We start from the raw sequence: 19,486 nt of genomic DNA, 5'->3' as shown, positions 1-19,486 counted from the left end.
CCGAGGCCGGTAATAATTTTAATTCTGGTTATTTCGCCAGCGTGGCGATGTAGTAGCCCGCGATGACCGCGGTGCCGATCACGCCTGCAACGTTCGGACCCATGGCGTGCATGAGCAGATAGTTGGAGGGATCGTACTTCTGGCCCACATTGTGGGAGACGCGGGCCGCCATCGGGACGGCGGAGACGCCTGCGGACCCGATGAGGGGGTTGACCGGATTCTTGCGCCAGATGAGGTTCATGAGCTTGGCGGCGATGACGCCGCCCGCAGTGGCTACGCCGAAGGCGACAATGCCCAGCAGAATGATCAGCAGCGTTTCCGCCTGCAGGAAGCGGTCTCCCTGCATCGTGAGACCCACGGAGGTTCCCAGGAAGATGGTGACGATGTTGATGATTTCATTCTGGGAGGCCTGAACCAGGCGTTCCGTCACCTTGCATTCGCGCAGGAAGTTGCCGAGCATCAGCATGCCGATGAGCGGGGATGCGTCCGGAATCAGCAGAATGGTGACAATGGTTACCAGCACGGCGAAGAACAGTTTTTCGCTCTTGCTGACCGTCCGCAGGGATTTCATGCGGATGAGGCGCTCCTTCTTGGTCGTCAGCAACGCCATGATGGGCGGCTGTATCAGCGGAACCAGGGACATGTACGTGTATGCGGCCACGGCCACGGCGCCCAGCAGGTGCGGAGCCAGCTTCATCGTCAGGAAGATGGAGGTGGGGCCGTCAGCTCCGCCGATGATGCCGATGGAGGCGGCTTCATTCGGGTTGAAGCCCATGAACAGGGCCATGAAGAATGTGGCGGCTACGCCCACCTGGGCCGCCGCGCCCAGAAGCAGGGTGCGCGGTGCGGCGAGCAGCGGGCCGAAGTCCGTCAGGGCTCCTACGCCCAGGAAGATGATGGGCGGGAAAATTTCAGCCTTGATGCCCAGCCCGATCCAGTCATACAGGCCCCCGTGGATGGAGGTGACCAGAAGTTCCTGGGTATGCTGTCCTACGGCCACGTATTTGCCTGCGGCGGAAACCACCAGGGGCTCCAGCTTCTGCGTTTTCAGGTCCACGGGAACACGGTTGCCGGTGGTGTCAAAGTAATTGACTCCCTGCTGGCGGACGACGGTGGTTCCTTCTCCGTTCGTGAGCAGGAAGACCGGCTCATTGCCGTTGTCTTCCGTCACGTTCAGGAAGTCTTTCAGGTTGGGGTCCACCGTCAGACTGTCGTCTCCCAGACGGGCGGCGTCAGCTTTGGCTTTTTCCTGGGATTCCCGCACGGACTTGATTTTGGAAACGGTCAGCTGGCTGCCGGGATAAACCTGCATGGGCTGCTGCATGGTTTCCAGATACTGGGCGCGGGCTTCCGGCGTGGTCAGATTGGCCGGCACCTTGGCGGGCGTCTGCTGCAGAGGAGCCACATGAACGCGCAGGTAGCCCACGTTGTTCAGGGACGTGGAGGTTACTTCCCCCTGTTCATTGGAGGAAATGACCTGCTGGTTCAGCTGGGTGATGAGCATTCCGTTGTCCGGAATGTTGGCGATGAGGGCGCCGAAAGCAATGGGAACCATCAGGAGAGGTTCATATTGCTTGGCTACACCCAGATACAGGAGCAGGATGGCAATGCCCCACATCCCTACCATTTGCCATGATAGGGAGAAGACGCCCATCCCCTGTAAAAAGGTGATTAATGAATCAAAAAGACTCATACGGAATGTTATTGTAGCGGTTTGTTATCTGAGTCGGAGCCCGGAACTGTTGGAGGTCCCGGGCAGTTGCCGCCGGGATTAACCGATCTTGGCCAGAGCCTGTCCTTCCTGAACCGTATCACCCGGGTTTACGCAGAAAGCGGTGAGCGTGCCGGAGGCGGGAGCGTAGATGATGGTGTTCATCTTCATGGCTTCCAGCGTCAGAATCTGGTCGCCGGCCTTCACGGAGGCGCCAGCGGCCACGTCCAGGGAAACAACCTTGCCGGCAAGCGGGCTGGGCACGTCTCCGGCGCCGGCGGCGGCCGGAGCGGGCGCAGGTGCGGGAGCCGGGGCCGGGGCGGCTACGGGGGCGGATGCGGCAGGAGCGGGAACGGCCGCGGGAGCCGGGGCCGGGGCTGCGGTAGTGGAGGATACCTGGTCCAGGAGTTCTACGGATACGTCAAATACCTTGCCGTCTACGGTGATGCGAAGTTTCTTCATGATAATGTATGGTATGGAGTATTAAGTTAAATGGTTCCCGCCGGGGCGGGGGTAAGGGTGAATAATGCTGTAATTCAACGGGAAGGCCGAATGCGGTGGGAGGCGAAGATTTCCGCCCTGCCTGCGGCCGCATAGCCGGAGCCCGGGGATTGCTTGATTTCCACAATGCGGTGGCTCATGCCGTCCAGGCCCGCGTCCACGGCGGCGGAGATGACGGCCACCATTTCCGGCGTGAGCTCCGTCATGGCGGAGTCCACCGCTGCGGAGAGGATGGCGAGCATTTCCGGAGTCATGCCCGGTTTGGCCGCCGCAGCGGGGGCGGCGGCAGGCGCGGCCACGGGAGCGGCGGTTTTGGCTTTGGCCCTGTTCTGAATGGCGGCGGCGATGGAGCCGCTGATGGTCAGAATGACGGCCAGGCCACCCAGGCACATCATGACCACCATAATGCCGACAATCTGATAGTTCAGATTGTTCATGACGTTGGCGATGCCCTGTGCAAAGGCGAGTGTTGTGAGTAACATATGATCCGTTGAGATGGATGTTAGAGCGGAATGTTGCCGTGTTTCTTGGCCGGGCGCACTTCCTTCTTGTTCAGCAGGGTGCGCAGGGCGAAGGCGATTTTGGCGCGGGTTTCTTCCGGATTGATGACTTCCGTGATCTGCCCCATGCCGGCCGCCACATACGGGTTGTAGAAGGCTTCCCGGTATTCTTCAAGGAGTTCTCCCTGACGCTTGGCTTTTTCCGCCGGGTCTTCCACAGCCTTCAATTCACGGCCGTAGAGCACCGGAACGGCGCCTTCCGCGCCCATGACGGCGATTTCCGCGCCGGGCCAGGCGAAGACGGCGTCAGCACCCAGATCCTTGCAGCACATGGCGATGTAGGCGCCGCCGTAGGCTTTCCGCATGATCAGGGTGACTTTGGGCACCGTGGCCTGGGAATAGGCGAAGATGAGTTTGGCGCCGTGGCGGATAATGCCGCCCCGTTCCTGGTTCTTGCCGGGCAGGAAGCCGGGCACGTCCACCAGGTTCACCAACGGAATATTGAATGCGTTGCAGAAGCGGATGAAGCGTGCGGCCTTGTCGGAGGAGTCGATATCCAGGCAGCCGGCTTTCACGTTGGGCTGGTTGGCGATGATGCCGACTACTACGCCGCAGATGCGGCCGAAGCCGACGACGACGTTTTTGGCGAAGTCCTTATGCACTTCCAGGAAGTCCCCGTTGTCCACCAGGCGGCTGATGATGGGCTGGACGTCCAGCGGCGTGCGGTTGTCGCCGGGAATCAGGTCGCTCATGCCTTCGTCTGCGCTCAGGTCAAGCGGGGTGTCCAGTTTGTGAGGCGGTTCTTCCGTGTTGTTGGAAGGAAGGAAAGAAAGCAGCCTCTTCAGGATGTCCATGGCGTGCGCGTCGCTGTCCGCTACGAAATGGACGTTGCCGGACACGGTGGCGTGAATGGCGGCGGAGCCGATGTCGTCCATCGTGCATTTTTCATACGTGACCTGTTCAATCACCTTGGGGCCGGTGATGTACATGCCGGCGTTGCCGGAATTGCGCATGATGATGAAGTCCGTCAGGGCGGGGGAGTAGGCCGCGCCGCCCGCGCAGGGGCCCAGAATCATGGAGATTTGCGGAACTACGCCGGAGGCAAGCACATTGTTGTAGAACACCTGGGCATAACCGGAAAGGGCCGCCACGCCTTCCTGGAGGCGCGCGCCGCCGGAGTCGTTCACGGTCACCATCGGGATGCCGGCCTTCAGGGCGTACTTCTGGGCATCCGCAATTTTCATGGCGTGCATGTAGCCGAGGGAGCCGCCCTGGGCCAGGAAGTCGGAGGCCGCGCAGGCCACCGGACGGCCGTCCACCAGGCCGAAGCCGGAAACGACGCCGTCGCCGGGGATTTCCTTCTTGCCCATGCCGAAGTTGTGGCAGTTGTGGCGCACATGCATGCCGATTTCCGAGAAGGTGCCTTCCTCAAAGAGGTACCCCATGCGGTCGCGGGCCGTCATTTCGCCCTTTTCGTGTCTCTTGTCGATCTTTTCCTGACCGCCGCTGAGGATCACCTTCTTGCGGCGGCTGTTCAGATCGTCAATCAATTTGGGATCAATAGCCATTGGTATAGTGGTATGGTGAATAGGGAGAATGTTACTTGCCGCATTCGCAGCCGCCGGGGTGCTGGCAGAATTCGGTCAGGACGCCGAAGGTGCACTTGGGATGCAGGAAGGTGACCTGCGTGTTGTGGGCGCCGGGGACGGGCGGATCGTTCAGCACGGTAAGGCCCGCTTCCTTGGCCTGGGAGATATTTCCGGCGATGTCATTGGTCTTGAAAGCGATGTGGTGGATGCCTTCCCCTTTTTTCTCAATAGCCTTGGCGATGGCGCTTTCCGGAGAGGTGGGTTCGAGCAGTTCGATGTGGACGCCGGCAACGTCAAACATGGCGACGCGGACCTTTTGAGTGGGGACTTCCTCAATGTGGGGCTCGCCGAGCCCGAGCGCATCGCGGTAATAGGGAACGGTGGCGTCAAGACTCTTGACGGCGATGCCGATATGGTCAATTTGCTGAATCATATGCGTGTGATGGTTATAGGGGAATGCAGGGGGGAGGCCTGCAATACATCAAGAGTTATTAAAGCGGATTTTTTTAGGATGTGAAGCGAAAAGCGGAAAAATGGCGAATTCGCGGCCGTCCTTTTCACCTGCTTGATTGCCCCGGGAGATGAGGTATGGTAGGGGCATGTACAGGAGTGGATTAGCCGTGTTATTTCTGCTGGCGTCGTGGTTTTCCGCCGCGTGTGCCTATGAGCTGCTGCCTGCTCATGTGGCCGTGGTTTATAACGGAAAATCCGAGTTGAGCCGCCGCATGGCCAGGGAATATGCGCGGGTGCGCGGCGTTCCGGAAGGGAACCTTGTTTCTCTGGATTGCCCCATGACCGGCGAAATTTCGCGGAAGGAGTATGAGGAGACGATTCGCGTCCCGCTGCTGGAGACGGCGCGGAAACAACGGTGGTGGACGCCTTCCGGCATTGCGTCCTCCCCCTTGATGGACCGGAAGATTTTTGTGCTGGCGCTGATGGCGGACCTTCCGATGAAGATTCGGCATGAAACGCCCGCTCCCCAGCCCGGGAAAGGGGTCAACCAGATGCAGACGGACCGGGCGGCGGTGGATTCCGAACTGGCGCTGCTGGCGGTGGGCGGTTATGAAAGGAAATCCTGGCAGGTGAATCCCTATTTTAATAAGAGGGAGGATTTTGTGGGGGCCGGTCTTCCTTCGTTTCTGGTATGCCGCCTGGACGGCCTGACGCCCGATACCTGCATGCGGCTGGTGACGGAGCCGGCGAAGGTGGAGAAACAGGGTTTATGGGGGTGGGCTGTTGTGGACCGGGGCGGCCCCTATGCCCAGGGGGACCGGTGGATGGATGACGTGTTCAAGCGCGTGAGGGAGGCGGGCATTCCCGTTTATCTGGATGACTGGCCTCAGACTCTGCCGGAAAAATTCCCCCTGAGCCGGGATACGGCTCTTTATTGCGGGTGGTATGCGGGGAAGGCGAACGGACCGTTTTCAGACCCTTCGTTCCGCTTCCGGCCCGGGGCGATAGCCATGCACCTGCATTCTTTCAGCGCTGCCGATTTCAAGGTTCCCGGCAAGGGGTGGAGTTCCGCCCTGTTGGAAAAGGGGGCTGCTGTGACGGTGGGAAACGTGTATGAGCCGTTCCTGGGCGCCTGCCACCGCTTTGATATTTTTGTGGACCGCCTCCTGGACGGCTATACCGTGGCGGAGGCCTCCTGGATGAGCATGCCTGTGCTGTCCTGGCAGGGGGTGGTGTTCGGAGACCCCCTGTACCGTCCATACGCCCGCATGAAGGATATGGACGTGGAGCCGACGGAAGAAGACCGTTATTTCCAGGGGTGGTGGGCTTCCTCCGTGCAGTTTGGAGACCGCTGGAAGGACCGTTCAGCGCGTTTGACGGAGTCCGCCCGGAAAGCCCCTTTCTCCTGCCTTTATGAAGCTCTGGCTCTGGAATGCCTGTACCGGAAGGAACCGGCCCGCGCCGGAGAGTTTCTTTCTTCCGCCCTGGACGGCGCGGCCAATGCCCGCACCCGCGCGCGCCTGTTGCTGGAAATCCTGCTGGCGGAACGGGCCCGGGGCGGGAACAAGGCCTTTCTGCAGCGGGCGGACGGCATCCGGGGCCTCATGTCTTCCTCCGCTTTTCTTCCGGCGCTGGAGGAATGGCTCGCCAGAGTGGCTCCGCCGCCGGCCCCACCGAAAAAATAAATTAAGGACGTATGGCAAATTTGGATTGCCTTTTAGGGTATTATGGCTCATATTCTGCGTCCCGTAAGTTTTCCTTTTACTGATATTCACCAGCAATAGATAACACAAGATGAACATTATCAACAAAATCGAGCAAGAGCAACTCAAGGCGGATGTGACCCCATTTAACGTAGGTGATACCATCAAGGTTCACACTCGTGTTATTGAAGGCGGCAAGGAACGTATCCAGATTTTCCAGGGCATTGTGATCGCCAAGCGCGGTTCCGGCATCAATGAAGCTTTCACCGTCCGTAAAATTTCCTATGGCGAAGGCGTGGAACGCGTATTCCCCCTGCATACTCCCCGCATTGCCAAGATTGAAGTCGTGAACCGCGGCAAAGTCCGCCGCGCCAAACTTCACTACCTGCGCGGCCGCATCGGCAAGGATGCCATGATTGTGAAGTCCGCCAACCGGTAATCGGAAGAATTGCTATTTTGCTGGCCCGGCCCGCCGTGAGGCGGCGCCGGGTTTTTTTATTTCCGGAGTGTTGCTCTTTCTGAATGGGGAAAAGGACGCTGGGGCAACAGCCGCTTCAAGATATTTCCCCGCAATTCATATGGGGTGGAAGCGCTTTTTTGGGGGGTGAGGAGAGAGAGCAGGCCCGGAGCGAATGCGTTTTTTTCAGATTTTCCCGCGCCGGATCTAAAGGTCTTCAAGAAAAGAAAGCAGGAGCCGGACAGTTTCATACGCGAAGCCAATTCCGGAACGTAGCGCGTGACTTTCCTTCCGGAGCCGTCTCAGCCTTCATTTCGGGAGGAGGAAAGGAGGCGACTGCCTTCTGCTTGGCTCCAGGAGGTGTTTCCGACCGGGGACAGCGCTGCCGGATCATTATTTTTCCGCAGATGCGGGAACCGGTGTGTCCTCCGCATCTTCCGGTCCGTACGCTTCCACTTCCGTCAACGCCAGCGGCTGGGACGGATTTGAGGATTCCACGCGCAAGGCGCGCGCTTTGACTGGAGCGTCCAGTTCCCAGGAAGTGACGTTGGTGGATTTTTCCGAAGGAGTAGTGCTGAAGGTTTTTTCCGCCAGCACGTTTTTGTCATTGTCGTAGAGGATGACCTTGAAGTTTTCCATGGTGCCCAGCAGCGTCAGATTGGCCGGCGTGTAAATGACCACCTTTTCTATAGTGCGGTTGGTTTCCCTGCCGAAGTCAATGCCGAACCAGGCGGTTTTTCCTTCAACCACGCCTGTGGCGCTGATGGAAACATCGGAAATCCTGGAGCTGGTATTGCCGTCAACGGCCTTTTCCGGACCGTAAGCTGCCAGCATATTGCGGTTGGAACTCTGGCGCACCTTGACGCCGGGCTGAAGGCTCCAGTTGACTTTGCCGGGTTCCCCGGAAACTTTGGGAACTGCCGGCGCCTGCTCCGGACGCGCGGACGGAACAGGTGAAGGAATGGCCGCAGCGGCGTGTTTCGCGGCGGCCGGGGCGTGGCGGAGCGCTTCCCTGTTCGCCTGTCTTGCCGCTTCCGCTTTCGCGTTATTTTCCTTCTGCACCTGCTCATTATAATCATTGCGCATTTTGACGACATCCTTCTTATACAGGATGCAGGTATAGGTCAGCACAATACCTATGATCAGGGCCGGAATGAGATAGTAATAGATATTGGACTGCCCTTTTTGCATGTTCAGAACCGGAATGGCCGGGGAAGATGGCGGCGGAGGGATGGCTGCCGCGTTTCTTCCCGAAGGATGGGCAATGGCTTTATCCAGATCCGTGATGAAATCCCCCAGGTCCCGGTAGCGTTCCCGGGTATCCGGATTGATGGCGCGGGAGACTACCGAATCCACGGCATCGCTGCATTTGATCAGTGAGGAGGGCATGGCAAAACCCGCTTCCATCGGCGTTTTGCGGGTAAGCAGAATGTAGAGCGCCAGCCCCAGCGCGTAAATATCCATGCCCGGCGTGAACGTGGTTTCCGCCCCGGTGACCCACTCCGGAGAGGCGAAGTTCCCCATATCCACCGGAGATTGGGCGGGATAAATGTTGATGGGCAGCAGCAGGGCGTCTCCGCCGTCTTCGCGCAGGCAAATCAGCTTGGGCGTGATGCCCCCGTGAAAAATGTTTTTCCGGTGGAGCGTCAGCAGTCCTTCCGCCATGTTGCGCACCAGGTTGAGCGCCGCCTGGGGAGATATTTTGGGAAGGGTGGCCATATCCGCCAGACGCGGGTAGGGGGAGTGCTCGGAAATGATGAAAGTAAACGGTCCCGCCTGTCCTGTTTCATAAACGCGCAGAAGCCCCTGATGGGATTGTTCCACGATGGTGAGGGAGCGGACGATGAATTCAGGATCCCAGCCGAAGATGCCGGCTTCTTCCGTGGGAACTACCCGCAGCATGACGGGAGCAAAGTTGGATTTCAGGGTAGCCGTAAAGATTTGCTGGGGGCCTTTGGCTCCGACAAGCTGGATATTTTCCAATTGGGGAAAGAGAGAGGAAAGCTGGTCCAAGGGAAGGGAATCGTCGGCAGGCATGGAAAAAGGCAGGTGGAATAGTATCGGTCTCCACTCTACCTTAAATTCCCCACCGGGAGCAACTCTATAGGCAGGCATATTTTGGCGGAGGGGATGTCCTGATGCTGGACGGGCGCCAATTATGTCCGGCCGCGGCATTCCCTTTTCCTCAACCGGCCGGTTAAATCAGGGTAGCCAGGAACAGGAAGGCTGAACAGGACAGACCGGAGGAGGCCGTAATGATCAGGAGGAATTTCAGTTGTTTCAACCGACGCGGCGGAATGTTGCCGCAGACGGCCACGGAGAGGTAAAAATCCTGTTCGTTCCAGCTTTTCCGGCAGCGGCAAAGAAGGCAGATGAATAATGCCGTCCCCTCTGTTAACGTCAGGACATACAGGGACCCCAGAAACAGAGCCGTTATGGGTTGGCCTTTTGACTGGAAAATCGCTGCTGCTATCAGCAGGAGCAGCAAAAGACTGAAGGAGTAAGCGATGATCCCCGCGGGGAGTTGATATTTTTTGACGGTTTCCCGGGTCTTCTTTTTATTCAGGAAACGTTCTTCCTTTTTTGTTTTGGACGTTATTTCGCCGTATATGATGGATGACAGGAGCGAGGAGAGGAAGTCTTGCATGGACAAGAGCATTTGATTTCCTGCATCAGGGCCTTTTCAGAATGAGGGGAGGCGAGGGATTGGTTTGCCATACCGGGGTAGCGGCCCGTGCGTCCGCTTCTTCCAGCGTTTTACGGCCTTTGACCTTGACTAGGTGTTCCCGGAGGATGCGCCGCAGTTCCACGGCGGATGCCGGGTCATCCTGCACGCTGTGCCCGGACGGAACAATTTTTTCGCTGGCGCTCCAGTCCAGATGGGAGGACTGGTATTTGACCACTCCGTCGGAGGAATTGGGCGTGTCATTCCTGCCTCTGTCTCCGATGATGGAATGAACGGGAACATTGGGAGAACCGCGCAGTTCAGACATGTATTTGACCAGGGATGAGTTCGGGGAAAGCTGGCGGATGCTGGTTAGCTCGTCTTTCATTTTCAACGGATTGAGTAGGAACATGCCGCGGCTGAGTGTAGCGATGCGGGTGACTTCTTCCAGCATGTCCGAGGGGAGGTCAATCAGGCGCTGGCCCAGTCTTCCTATCCAGTTGTCCGCGAAAGTGGAACCGCGGTGCGGGGTGGCCATGTACACGATGCGCGTGACTCCCCGGGGCGGGGAAAAGATGAAATTATTCTGGAGCCGTTCAAGCGTTTGTTCATCATAATGGAGGGGGGCCAGCCCTTTCTTCCAGTTTTCCAGCGTCATTCCCTCAAACGTTTCCGGAGAAAGTTCAAATACTCCCTTCATCAGCGTCCAGGGTTTGGTGGAATTGTTGAAGCGGGTGATGAGGCCGCCCATGGAGTGCCCCACCATGACGATATTGTTCATTTCCCTGGATGTGCCGCGGGGATTGTATTCCTGCATGAGCTCCTTCAGGGCCTGCCGCTGCCTGCTGGCCGGAATGGTCCAGGCCAGCCCGGACGGATAGCCGAAGAACCAGAATTGGTAGTTTTCCCGGATGACCGGATCCACCAGGAGACGGTTGGTCAGGTTGGCGAAGGTGGCGGGGCCGGACATCAGGCCGTGGGTGAAAACCACGGGTATTTTCCGGGGGTCATAGGGTTCGGAAAAATAAAGCCCCATCGTATTGATGGCCTTTTTCGGGCGGAATGCCCCCAGCAGTTCCGTCCCGTCTGCGTCGGAAAGCTTCCAGAACAGGGCGATAGGGACGGAAAAATTGGCCGCCAGCGGCTGCCGCACCTTGTTTTTGCCAATGAAAATATGTTCATTCATCAGGCGCGGAATGGTACGGAGGGTAGGTTTGCCGTCCACCATGCGGTCAAAGTCCAGAATGGCTGTCAGCGTGTGCACGTTGCCGTTGTCCTTAAGCACGTTGGCATGTGGGAGGGAGCCGCCCCGGGGCGCCAGCCCCGCCAGCGGTATGCCCATTCCCTCCACGGTTACGCTTTCCCGCAGACGGAAGGTGGGGTCCACTTCATCGGACATGAAAATGGCCTCATAGAACCACGGATTGCTGTCTCTGGCGTAGGAGGATTTTTCAATGACGAAGGGAAGGCTCAGGCGCTTCGCCTCATTCATGCCCCCTTTGCGTTTGGCTTCCTTCAAGTGGGAGGCCAGCTCCCGAATGCACGCGTTATATTTTTTCCGGGCTTCCGGCCATTCCCGGCTGCGTTGGGGAGAGGAAAGAATGAGCCATGCGGCATGGGCTTCCCGGATGGCTGCGGCGTCATCCTGGTAATGGGCGTACTCCATTTCCTGCCGCTGGTGCAGGGAACAGCCGGAAAGGCCTATGGCCAGTCCTAAAAGAAGGATGGAAACCGTTTTCATGATGAGCGGTGTAAATAAAAAGGGAAGGGAGGGTGGTTCAGGAGAGCATGTCCAGCGCCCGGTTCATGGATTTGAGGAAGGTCTGCACTTCCTCTTCCGTATTGTACAGGGCAAAGGAGGCGCGGGTTGTCCCGGTGGTGCCCAGGGCGCACATGAGCGGCTGGCAGCAATGGTGCCCGGTTCTTACGGCAATCCCCATCTGATCCAGCAGCGTACCCAGGTCATAGTGGTGGATGCCCTTCGCCAGAACGGAGACCACGGCGCTGTGCGGCACGTCCGGCGCCAGTACGGTCAGGCGCGGCATGGCTTTCAGGCCTTCCACCGCCATATCCGTCAGTTTCTGTTCATGGGCGGCGATGTTGTCCAGGCCCAGTCCGGAGACGTAGCGGATGGCGGCCGCCAGACCCACAGCCCCGCCTATGTTGGGCGTTCCCGCTTCATATTTGAAAGGAATGTCGTTGTAAATGGTTTTTTCAAAGGTGACTTCCTTGATCATCTCCCCGCCGCCCATCCACGGCGGCAGTTTTTCCAGCAGCTCCCTTTTCCCCCACAGCGCGCCGATGCCGGTGGGCGCGTACAGCTTGTGGCCGGAAAAGGCATACAGGTCGCAGCCCAGTTCCTGAACATCCACATTCATATGGGAGACAGCCTGGGCCCCGTCAATCAGCACGATGGTTTCCTGCCTGTTCGCTTTGGCGAGCGCGGTCATTTCCCGCACGGGATTGACTGTCCCCAGCGTGTTGGAAACGTGTCCCACGGCTACGATACGGGTGCGGGGGGAAAGCATGTTCCGGTAAGCTTCCATGTCCAGGGTCTGGCCCGGCGTCAGGGGAACCGCTTTCAGGACGGCGCCCGTGCGTTCGCACAGCATTTGCCAGGGAACGATGTTGGAATGGTGTTCGGAAGCGGTAACAATGACTTCGTCTCCCGGTTTGACCATGCCGGACCCGGCGATGGTATCCGCCGCCAGGTTGATGCCCATCGTGCAGCCAGAGGTGAACAGGACTTCCGCCGTTTCCGGCGCGTTGATAAACCGCGCCACCGTTTTCCGCGATTCTTCATGCGCTTCCGTCGCGAGCTGGCTCAGGTAGTGGGAACCGCGGTGCACATTGGCGTTTTCCGTATCGTAGTAATGGCGGATGGCGTCCAGTACGGCCAGGGGCTTTTGCGTGGTGGCCGCATTGTCCAGGTAAATGAGAGGCTTGCCGTGCACGCTGGTTTCCAGAATGGGGAACTGCGGGCGAATGGTTGCTGTGTCAAGCATGGCTATGGTACGAGTGAGGGTTCTTTGCGCAATTCATCCCAGCCCCCTTCCAGAATGAAAATGGGCGCTCGGATGCCGTATTCCGGCTTTTTCAGTTCATTGGCCACGGCCGCGCTGGAGGTGCAGTCCCTGCTGCAAAAGATGACGATGCAGAATCCCCTGTCCTCTGCCGTCATCAGGGCTTCCATGGCATTCGCCAGGAGTTCCTGGTAATTGGCGTCCGCCGGACGGATGGGGTAAACGGGAGCCTGTGTGACGGTATGGCGTTCAAAGTCGTCCTGCTTTCTGGCGTCTATCCAGAGGATTTTCCCCGGCCATTCCTTTAATATCTGGGAGAGGCACACGTGCCCTTCCTCCAGCGTCTCCGGGTTGCAGGGCGGCGTGCGGAACGGCTGGATGACGCGCAGGTCCAGCGCGGCGACGCCTACGGCCAGCAGAAATACGGCCAGCAGGAGTTTCAGAGCGGTGGAAAAAGCGTCTCTCATGGAAGGAAGGGCGGATGTCAGTTTTCCTTGATGGCCAGGAACCCCATTTGGCGCTTGTAGCGCGGCACGGTAGAATCCGTGCGCACCCAGATGGTGTTGAAGGCCGGTTTGGCCGTGGATTTGGGGGTGACGATGATTTTATATTCCCTGCCTTTTTTCACGGTCACAGGTTCGTAGTCAAAGGCGTCTCCCGTCAAATCCACCGTGGTCAGGTTGACGGGCAGTTCTTTGGAGATGGTGATTTTAATGGTTTTGGGTGCGGCGGCTTCTCCCCTGGCCCATTCCAGCTTGCGGGGCTCCATCCGGATGATGTCCGGGATTTGCGCGCGTATCACCAGCTTGTAGGCGGAGCCGTTGGCATGCACCGTCATGTCCTTGTCCACGGTACCGGAAAAATTGCCGGTTTTCATCACGGCGCTGATGACGCCGGATTCCCCAGGGGCATACGTCAGCTTGTTATCCTTCGCTCCGGCGGTGGTGCAGTCGCAGGAAACATGGATTTTACTGATAGTGACCGGGGTGCCGGACGTGTTGGTGAAGGGGAAGGAGGCGGTGATGCTGTCCTGGTCCGGAGCCGCCTTTACCGGAACCACCGTTTCCTTGAAGGACAATTCATTTTTGCCGGAGGCGAGGCTCCCGCAGAAAAGCAGTCCTGACAGAATGGCGAGCCGGGTGGTCATGGGCGTTTCAGGATGGTTTTTCTTCTTTATTCCTGGCGGAAAAAATACTGGCGATGAAGAAAATAATTGCCGCTACGAAGATGCAGGAGTCCGCCACGTTGAAGGCGGGCCAGCGGTAGTTGAAGAGGGGGATGGTGACGTCAATGAAGTCCACCACGTAACCGTTCATCAGCTTGGTGAAGAAGCCGTGCTGCTGCTCATACGGAATCAGGAAGCCCTGAATCAGGCGGTCCGTCAGGTTGCCGGCTACTCCCGCCAGCAGCAGAACATAGGCCAGCTTGAGCCATGCCGTGTGGAAGAAGTTTTTCCGGTAAAGCACGACCAGGACCACGATGGCGAGCACGGGAACCGCCAGAAAAAGATAGCTGGACCAGACGGTGCCGTTCCCCAGCCCGAAAGCAACGCCCGTGTTGTGCACGCGGGTAATGTTCATGGTTCCGTCCAGGAAGGAAATGGGTTCCAGTTCCCTCAGTTTGTTCAGGGCGTCCACCGTGTTTGGATTCAGATCCGGGAGCCGCGCCAGTTCCGCCTCCGGCATGCGTCCGTTTGTGGCGAAGTCCAGCGTGCCGTCCGCATTGATGTGCTGGAAGCCCGGAAAGTCCGGCAGATAGGCGTACTTATGGAGCTTTTCGTTCAGGTAGTTCAGCGGGAAGCGGCGGATAATCCACAGCTTGCTGGCCTGGTCCAGCGCATACAGCCCTGCGCCCAGCAAGCTCCACCAGAGCCAGCCGGGGGGCGTCTTTTTATGGGGGGCGGGTTCTTTTTCCGTCTGGGGGTCCATATAAAGGTCGGGAAATGGAGTGGATGCGGTTCAGGAAAGAACTTCCGCGCAGCGTTCGCATACGTCCCTGCCTTCCGCCGCCGGTTCATACCGGCGGCAGCGCGGGCACATGGCATGTTCCGTTTTTGCGGCGGAGGCTGCCAGTTCCGGACCGGTTTTCACGTCAAGGTCCGCGATGATGAAGAACTCCGTGGCAAACGCCCGGTCTTCCAGAAGCGCCACGACGTCTTCGCTCTCATTCACGGGAACGGTCAGAGTGATGGAGGCCTCATTATTTTTGGAAAATACCTTGGCCTTCACCTGTTCTTCAATGGCTACCTGAATGACGGACTTGATTTCCTGGAGACGGGAAATGACGGAGGTCGCCTCCTGGGTATCGTATTCCGGCATGGGGGCGGGGAAGTCCTGCTCATGCACGCTGCCTTCATATCCCGCGTATTCCCAGGCTTCATCCGCCGTGAAGGCCAGGATGGGAGCCAGCAGACGGCACAGAGCCTTGAAGATGATGGTCATGGCCGTTTGTGTGGCGCGGCGGCGCACGGAGGAAGATGAGTCGCAGTACAGGCGGTCCTTGGTGGTGTCCACGTACAGGGCGGACAGGTCGCTGGTGCAGAACTGGTTGATGGCGCTGAACGCCTTGCGGAAGTCATAGGCTTCATAGGCCTTCAGCGTTTCCCTGATGACGGCGTTCAGGCGTTCCAGAATCCAGCGGTCTAGGAGGGGCATGTGTTCCGGGGCGACTGCCTGCGCGGCGAAATCGAATCCGCTGATGTTGCCCAGCAGGATGCGCAGGGTGTTGCGGAGGCGGCGGTAGGGTTCCGTCACCTGCTTGAAGAGGTCTTCCCCGAAGGGGACTTCATTTTGCCAATCCACGGAGGCGGCCCACAGGCGCACGATGTCTGCGCCGTATTTGTCGTAGTAATAGGCCGCGTCAATGGGTTTGCCGCTCTTGGCGTCGGATTTGGAGGTTTTTTTCCCGGTGTCCTTGTCCACGACGAAGCCGTGGGTCATCACGGCCTTGTACGGAGCCTTGCCGCGCCAGGCGACGGAAAGCATCAGGGAACTCTGGAACCAGCCTCGGTGTTGGTCCGTAGCTTCCAGGTAAAGGTCCGCCGGCGCGTCCAGCCCGGGGCGGTTGTCCATGACGGCCATATGGGAACTGCCGGAATCAATCCAGACGTCCAGCGTATCCTTGCCCTTTTTCCAGGTCTTCGGCAGGCCGAGGCGTTCGCACAGGTCTTCATCGGAGAGTTCAAACCAGATGTTGGAACCGTGTTTCTCCACCATATCCGCGATTTTGCGAACCAGGGCGGCGTCCAGGACGGCTTTGCCGTTTTCGTCAAAGAAGACGGGCAGCGGCACGCCCCAGGTGCGCTGGCGGGAGATGCACCAGTCCGGCCTGGCTTCCACCGTGCCGTAAATGCGGTTGCGGCCCCAGGAGGGCAGCCACTGCACCTTGTCTATTTCTTCCAGGGCCTGCGGGCGGAGCTTGTCCATGGAGATGAAGAACTGTTCCACGGCCCGGAAAATAATAGGCGTCTTGGAACGCCAGCAGTGCGGGTACTGGTGGCGGTATTCTTCCACGCCGAAGAGGTTGTTGCCCTGTTCCAGCATGGAAATGATGTCCTTGTTGGCGTCAAAGACATGTTTGCCCACCAGGGAGGGCACGCCCACTTCCTCCGTGTATTTGCCGTCGTCGTCCACGGGGGAGAGGACGGGCAGTCCGTATTGGCGTCCTACGTTATAGTCGTCCGCGCCGTGGCCGGGCGCGATGTGGACGATGCCGGTTCCGGTGTCCGTGGTGACGAAATCCGCCAGGATGATTGTTGACGTGCGGGAAAGGAAGGGATGCCGGGCTTCGCAGTTTTCCAGTTCGGCTCCCTTGAATTCACGGATGGTTTCCGCAAGAGCCCAGCCCGTTTTCTGAGCGAAGGCATCCAGCAACTCCTTGACGATGACGAGGTTTTCCGTCTGGCCGTTCTTCATGAACCTGCCTGCCACGTAGGTGAAACGCGGATGAAGGGCGAGCCCTACGTTGGCGGGCAGCGTCCACGGAGTAGTGGTCCAGATGACCATGGAGGCTTTCAGCCCCAGGGGATTGTCCAGAAGCGGGAAGCGCACGAAAACGGAGGTGCTGACCTTTTCCTTGTAGTCTATTTCCGCTTCCGCCAGCGCCGTATAGGCCCCATAGGACCACTGGACGGGTTTGCGGCTCTGGTACACCGCTCCGTCTTCCACCAGTTTGGCGAACACGCGCAGGATGTTGGCCTCATACGCCGGCTTCATGGTCAGGTAGGGATTCTCCCAGTCGCCGAACACGCCCAGGCGGCGGAAGGAAGTGCGCTGAATGTCAATGAATCCTTTGGCGAATTCCGCACAGCGCCGACGGATTTCAGCCGCATCCAGGTCACGGGCCTTCTGAACTACCTTGAATTCAATGGGAAGGCCGTGGCAGTCCCAGCCCGGAACATAGGGGGCGGCGTAGCCTGCCATGGTTTTGGATTTCAGGACCAGATCCTTGAGAATTTTGTTCAGGGCGGTGCCCATGTGCACATCTCCGTTGGCGAAGGGGGGGCCGTCATGAAGGAGGAACCGGGGTGCGCCCTGGGCCATCCTGCGGGACAAAATGCGTTCGTACAGCCCGGTGTCTTCCCACTTTTTCAGGCGTACGGGTTCGTTTTTCGTCAGATCCCCTCTCATGGGGAAGCCGGTTTCCGGTAACAGGATGGTGTCTTTATAATTCTTTTCGGGCGCACTCATGCCCGGAAAAAGTACCACTGGACCCGGTTCCGGTCAACCCTGCGGTGCGGCACACCTGGGTTCCTAGCGTATTCATTCCCGCCGTGTTCCGGAGGAGGGGACGGCGCCGGAAGGAGCACCCCCGCGGACAGAAGCCGGGGAAGGAAGAAACCCCTGTTCCCTGAGCCATTGTTCGGCGGCATCCGGCCATTGATCCGTGGGATGCCCGCGTTTTTCCATGCCATACCCGTGGCCCCCCGTGGGATAGAGATTCAGACTGGCGGGAACCCCCTTATTCCGGCAGGCCTGTTCCATCAGCCTGCTGTTGGCGCAGGAAACGCCGTCATCCAGAGCGTGAACGAGGAAGACCGGGGGCGTCTGTTTCGTCACTTGCCGCTCCGCGGAACACATCTCCTCCAGGGCAGGGGAGGGATGGGGGCCCAATATTTTGTTGCGCGTTCCCCCGTGGGTTGTATGGGGCGCCATGGTAATGACGGGATAAATGAACATGGAAAAATCCGGACGGGCGGAAATGTTTTTCAGCGGATTTTCCGCTTCTTCCGGCAGGGTGCGGTTCCACAGCGTAGAGGTCATGGCCGCCAGATGGCCGCCTGCGGAAAAGCCCATGACGCCGATGCGGAGAGGGTCAATTCCCAGGGAGGAGGCGTTTTCCCGCACGGTCCTCAGGGCCTGGCGGGCGTCCAGCAGGGGACCGGGAAACTTCCCCAAGGCATTGCTGGTTCCTGAAACGCGGTATTTCACGACAACCCCCACCATGCCGTGTTCCGCCGCCCAGCCGGCAATGCGGCTCCCTTCCTTTTCAATGGCCTGGATGGAATACCCCCCTCCCGGAAAGATACACAGGGCCGTGCGCCTGTCTTGCGGCTTCCATCCGGCGGGGAAGTGAAGCAGAACCTGCGCTTCCCCCACATCCGTAATGTGTCCGGCGGAGACTTGTTTTTCTTTCAGATCCGCCGCTTTCAGTCCCAGGGAAATCCATCCGGAGTGAAAGGCTTTTCCCTCTGAGGGCGGGCAGATGGCCTCCAGCGCGGATGGTTCAGGAGGTACGGCTGCGGCGCAGGCGAATGCCGGAAAAAAAGCGGAGAAGAATACCGGGTTCATGTTCATGGTTTGTTGGCGAGTGAAATGATGAGTTTGGAAAGTCCCTGCACTACTTCTGCAAACTGGGGATAGTCCAGCTTTTCAGCCGTATCGCTGGTTTCATGGTAATCGTCGCAACGGAGGAAGGCCGTATCCGTGACGGCAAAGGAGGGGATGCCCTCCTTCATGTATCCCCAGTCGTCAGACCAGGAAACGCCGCGGGCGTAATACGGGAACACGGCGGAACGCACCGGAAAACGGCTTAAAGTGGAAAATTCCTCCGCGCAGGAGCGTGCCAGTTTGCGGCCCGTGTTGGTGGAGAGGAAGGCAACATAGTCGCAGCGGTCCGGCAGGCCGGCCAATCCGGCAACTACGGCGGATTGGCGTTTTTTATTCGCCCGGGGAGAATAGCAGCCCAGCGTTTCCAGGGCAATCATGCCGATGATTTTTTCCCTGCCCGGATGAAGGGAGACGGATTTGGCATGCACGGTGCTGCCCATGGCGGGCGTCTGGTAAAAGGGAGGCTCTTCATTGGCGTAGACCGCTAGGCAAACATCGTGGAGGGTGGAAGTTGCTGCAAGGGCGCGTGCCGTTTCCAGCAGGGCGGCTACGCCGGAAGCGTTGTCATTGGCTCCCGGCGTTCCGGTGCGGGAAGGCCGGGCGGGGCCGTGGTCGTGCCAGTTGTCCATGCCCACTTTGGTATCGTAATGCGCGCCGACGATGAGCGTTTTGGGCCGGGGGAGGTCCCTTTCTTGATGGCGATGAGATTATATGCCGTCCAGTCCTTGACGGCGCCGAATTCTCCGGAGGGTGGGATATGGACAGCCTGGCGCGTGACGGCATAACCCATTTCCTCCAGTTTTTGTTCAATGTAGCGGGCGGAACGCTCCATGGCGCCGGGGTGGTAGACGTTCCGTTCACCAATGGAATCCGCCAGGTGGAATACATGCGCTTTCAGGAGCGTTTCCGTTTGGTCCGTGTCCGGTATTTCTCCGCTTCCGCGGGGAGAAAAAAGCTTGGAACAGGAGCTGAGGGCGATGCAGACCACCGCCATGAGCAGACCGAGCCTGAAGGTCATGGAAAAGAAATGCATGGCGGAAGTTGGAAAAGTCATGC

The 19,486-nt window shown here is 58.7% G+C and carries 18 protein-coding genes; 2 read left to right on the top strand and 16 right to left on the bottom strand.

The features are described 5' to 3' along the window. Nucleotides 1–28: 28 nt before the first annotated feature. The 5 genes from O4G22_RS01085 to mce form a co-directional block, all read right to left on the bottom strand. The gene (locus tag O4G22_RS01085; RefSeq protein ID WP_345784527.1) at nucleotides 29–1,618 is read right to left on the bottom strand and encodes a sodium ion-translocating decarboxylase subunit beta; all 1,590 of its coding nucleotides are present in this window, start codon (nucleotides 1,616–1,618) and stop codon (nucleotides 29–31) included. Between the two features lie 153 nt (nucleotides 1,619–1,771). After that, complete coding sequence (locus O4G22_RS01080; RefSeq protein ID WP_306701966.1) at nucleotides 1,772–2,173, bottom strand: biotin/lipoyl-containing protein; 402 nt, start codon at nucleotides 2,171–2,173, stop codon at nucleotides 1,772–1,774. A gap of 74 nt (nucleotides 2,174–2,247) precedes the next feature. Continuing rightward, a complete protein-coding gene (locus O4G22_RS01075; RefSeq protein WP_306701965.1) occupies nucleotides 2,248–2,694 on the bottom strand; it encodes an OadG family transporter subunit in 447 nt (148 codons plus the stop codon). A 20-nt stretch (nucleotides 2,695–2,714) separates the two neighbouring features. After that, the gene (locus tag O4G22_RS01070) at nucleotides 2,715–4,280 is read right to left on the bottom strand and encodes an acyl-CoA carboxylase subunit beta (protein WP_022197872.1); all 1,566 of its coding nucleotides are present in this window, start codon (nucleotides 4,278–4,280) and stop codon (nucleotides 2,715–2,717) included. A 31-nt stretch (nucleotides 4,281–4,311) separates the two neighbouring features. After that, nucleotides 4,312–4,734 carry a methylmalonyl-CoA epimerase gene (gene mce / locus O4G22_RS01065; RefSeq protein ID WP_022197871.1) on the bottom strand — a complete coding sequence of 141 codons (423 nt, stop codon included), beginning with the start codon at nucleotides 4,732–4,734 and terminating at the stop codon, nucleotides 4,312–4,314. Nucleotides 4,735–4,921: 187 nt separating this feature from the next. Between mce and O4G22_RS01060 the strand changes: the two genes are divergently transcribed. Continuing rightward, nucleotides 4,922–6,439 (top strand): TIGR03790 family protein, encoded by a 1,518-nt coding sequence (locus tag O4G22_RS01060; RefSeq protein ID WP_306701964.1) that lies wholly within the window; start codon nucleotides 4,922–4,924, stop codon nucleotides 6,437–6,439. A 109-nt stretch (nucleotides 6,440–6,548) separates the two neighbouring features. After that, complete coding sequence (rplS, locus tag O4G22_RS01055; RefSeq protein WP_012419257.1) at nucleotides 6,549–6,896, top strand: 50S ribosomal protein L19; 348 nt, start codon at nucleotides 6,549–6,551, stop codon at nucleotides 6,894–6,896. Between the two features lie 411 nt (nucleotides 6,897–7,307). Here rplS and O4G22_RS01050 read toward each other — a convergent pair whose 3' ends face one another. The 11 genes from O4G22_RS01050 to O4G22_RS01000 form a co-directional block, all read right to left on the bottom strand. Beyond that, nucleotides 7,308–8,951: a protein kinase domain-containing protein gene (locus O4G22_RS01050; protein WP_306701963.1), complete on the bottom strand. Its 1,644-nt coding sequence runs from the start codon at nucleotides 8,949–8,951 to the stop codon at nucleotides 7,308–7,310. A gap of 160 nt (nucleotides 8,952–9,111) precedes the next feature. Beyond that, nucleotides 9,112–9,561 (bottom strand): hypothetical protein, encoded by a 450-nt coding sequence (locus tag O4G22_RS01045; RefSeq protein ID WP_306701962.1) that lies wholly within the window; start codon nucleotides 9,559–9,561, stop codon nucleotides 9,112–9,114. 25 nt (nucleotides 9,562–9,586) lie between these two features. After that, nucleotides 9,587–11,320, bottom strand: coding sequence for an esterase/lipase family protein (locus O4G22_RS01040; RefSeq protein WP_306701961.1), 1,734 nt, complete (start codon nucleotides 11,318–11,320; stop codon nucleotides 9,587–9,589). A 37-nt stretch (nucleotides 11,321–11,357) separates the two neighbouring features. Beyond that, complete coding sequence (locus O4G22_RS01035) at nucleotides 11,358–12,584, bottom strand: aminotransferase class V-fold PLP-dependent enzyme (RefSeq protein WP_306713902.1); 1,227 nt, start codon at nucleotides 12,582–12,584, stop codon at nucleotides 11,358–11,360. A gap of 2 nt (nucleotides 12,585–12,586) precedes the next feature. Next, nucleotides 12,587–13,069: a rhodanese-like domain-containing protein gene (locus O4G22_RS01030; RefSeq protein ID WP_102747307.1), complete on the bottom strand. Its 483-nt coding sequence runs from the start codon at nucleotides 13,067–13,069 to the stop codon at nucleotides 12,587–12,589. 17 nt (nucleotides 13,070–13,086) lie between these two features. Then, complete coding sequence (locus O4G22_RS01025) at nucleotides 13,087–13,749, bottom strand: DUF1573 domain-containing protein (RefSeq protein ID WP_297407751.1); 663 nt, start codon at nucleotides 13,747–13,749, stop codon at nucleotides 13,087–13,089. A gap of 7 nt (nucleotides 13,750–13,756) precedes the next feature. After that, on the bottom strand, nucleotides 13,757–14,530 hold the full coding sequence (locus tag O4G22_RS01020) for a signal peptidase II (RefSeq protein ID WP_102747305.1): 774 nt from the start codon (nucleotides 14,528–14,530) through the stop codon (nucleotides 13,757–13,759). Nucleotides 14,531–14,560: 30 nt separating this feature from the next. Continuing rightward, complete coding sequence (gene ileS, locus O4G22_RS01015) at nucleotides 14,561–17,290, bottom strand: isoleucine--tRNA ligase (RefSeq protein ID WP_306701958.1); 2,730 nt, start codon at nucleotides 17,288–17,290, stop codon at nucleotides 14,561–14,563. Between the two features lie 72 nt (nucleotides 17,291–17,362). Further along, nucleotides 17,363–18,391, bottom strand: a complete 1,029-nt coding sequence (locus O4G22_RS01010) for an alpha/beta hydrolase (protein ID WP_306701957.1) — start codon at nucleotides 18,389–18,391, stop codon at nucleotides 17,363–17,365. A gap of 2 nt (nucleotides 18,392–18,393) precedes the next feature. Further along, the gene (locus O4G22_RS01005; RefSeq protein ID WP_306713901.1) at nucleotides 18,394–19,059 is read right to left on the bottom strand and encodes a M28 family peptidase; all 666 of its coding nucleotides are present in this window, start codon (nucleotides 19,057–19,059) and stop codon (nucleotides 18,394–18,396) included. Beyond that, entirely contained in the window at nucleotides 18,978–19,484 is a 507-nt protein-coding gene (locus O4G22_RS01000) for a hypothetical protein (protein WP_306713900.1), read from the bottom strand. Before O4G22_RS01000 ends, O4G22_RS01005 begins: the two co-directional genes overlap by 82 nt. Nucleotides 19,485–19,486 lie beyond the last annotated feature (2 nt).

It is taken from the genome of Akkermansia muciniphila (assembly GCF_030848305.1).
Classification (GTDB): Bacteria; Verrucomicrobiota; Verrucomicrobiia; order Verrucomicrobiales; family Akkermansiaceae; genus Akkermansia; species Akkermansia muciniphila_A.
Note: the sequence above shows the minus strand (reverse complement) of the source record. Positions and strands in the feature narration are given on the sequence as shown.

What these genes read in the sequence shown, in the direction of transcription:
- O4G22_RS01085 (WP_345784527.1), bottom strand. Translation starts at nt 1,618, where the DNA reads ATGTGGGGCATTGCCATCCTGCTCCTGTATCTGGGTGTAGCCAAGCAA.
- O4G22_RS01080 (WP_306701966.1), bottom strand. Translation starts at nt 2,173, where the DNA reads ATGAAGAAACTTCGCATCACCGTAGACGGCAAGGTATTTGACGTATCC.
- O4G22_RS01075 (WP_306701965.1), bottom strand. Translation starts at nt 2,694, where the DNA reads ATGTTACTCACAACACTCGCCTTTGCACAGGGCATCGCCAACGTCATG.
- O4G22_RS01070 (WP_022197872.1), bottom strand. Translation starts at nt 4,280, where the DNA reads ATGGCTATTGATCCCAAATTGATTGACGATCTGAACAGCCGCCGCAAG.
- mce (WP_022197871.1), bottom strand. Translation starts at nt 4,734, where the DNA reads ATGATTCAGCAAATTGACCATATCGGCATCGCCGTCAAGAGTCTTGAC.
- rplS (WP_012419257.1), top strand. Translation starts at nt 6,549, where the DNA reads ATGAACATTATCAACAAAATCGAGCAAGAGCAACTCAAGGCGGATGTG.
- O4G22_RS01050 (WP_306701963.1), bottom strand. Translation starts at nt 8,951, where the DNA reads ATGCCTGCCGACGATTCCCTTCCCTTGGACCAGCTTTCCTCTCTCTTT.
- O4G22_RS01045 (WP_306701962.1), bottom strand. Translation starts at nt 9,561, where the DNA reads ATGCAAGACTTCCTCTCCTCGCTCCTGTCATCCATCATATACGGCGAA.
- O4G22_RS01040 (WP_306701961.1), bottom strand. Translation starts at nt 11,320, where the DNA reads ATGAAAACGGTTTCCATCCTTCTTTTAGGACTGGCCATAGGCCTTTCC.
- O4G22_RS01035 (WP_306713902.1), bottom strand. Translation starts at nt 12,584, where the DNA reads ATGCTTGACACAGCAACCATTCGCCCGCAGTTCCCCATTCTGGAAACC.
- O4G22_RS01030 (WP_102747307.1), bottom strand. Translation starts at nt 13,069, where the DNA reads ATGAGAGACGCTTTTTCCACCGCTCTGAAACTCCTGCTGGCCGTATTT.
- O4G22_RS01025 (WP_297407751.1), bottom strand. Translation starts at nt 13,749, where the DNA reads ATGACCACCCGGCTCGCCATTCTGTCAGGACTGCTTTTCTGCGGGAGC.
- O4G22_RS01020 (WP_102747305.1), bottom strand. Translation starts at nt 14,530, where the DNA reads ATGGACCCCCAGACGGAAAAAGAACCCGCCCCCCATAAAAAGACGCCC.
- ileS (WP_306701958.1), bottom strand. Translation starts at nt 17,290, where the DNA reads ATGAGTGCGCCCGAAAAGAATTATAAAGACACCATCCTGTTACCGGAA.
- O4G22_RS01010 (WP_306701957.1), bottom strand. Translation starts at nt 18,391, where the DNA reads ATGAACCCGGTATTCTTCTCCGCTTTTTTTCCGGCATTCGCCTGCGCC.
- O4G22_RS01005 (WP_306713901.1), bottom strand. Translation starts at nt 19,059, where the DNA reads ATGGACAACTGGCACGACCACGGCCCCGCCCGGCCTTCCCGCACCGGA.
- O4G22_RS01000 (WP_306713900.1), bottom strand. Translation starts at nt 19,484, where the DNA reads ATGACTTTTCCAACTTCCGCCATGCATTTCTTTTCCATGACCTTCAGG.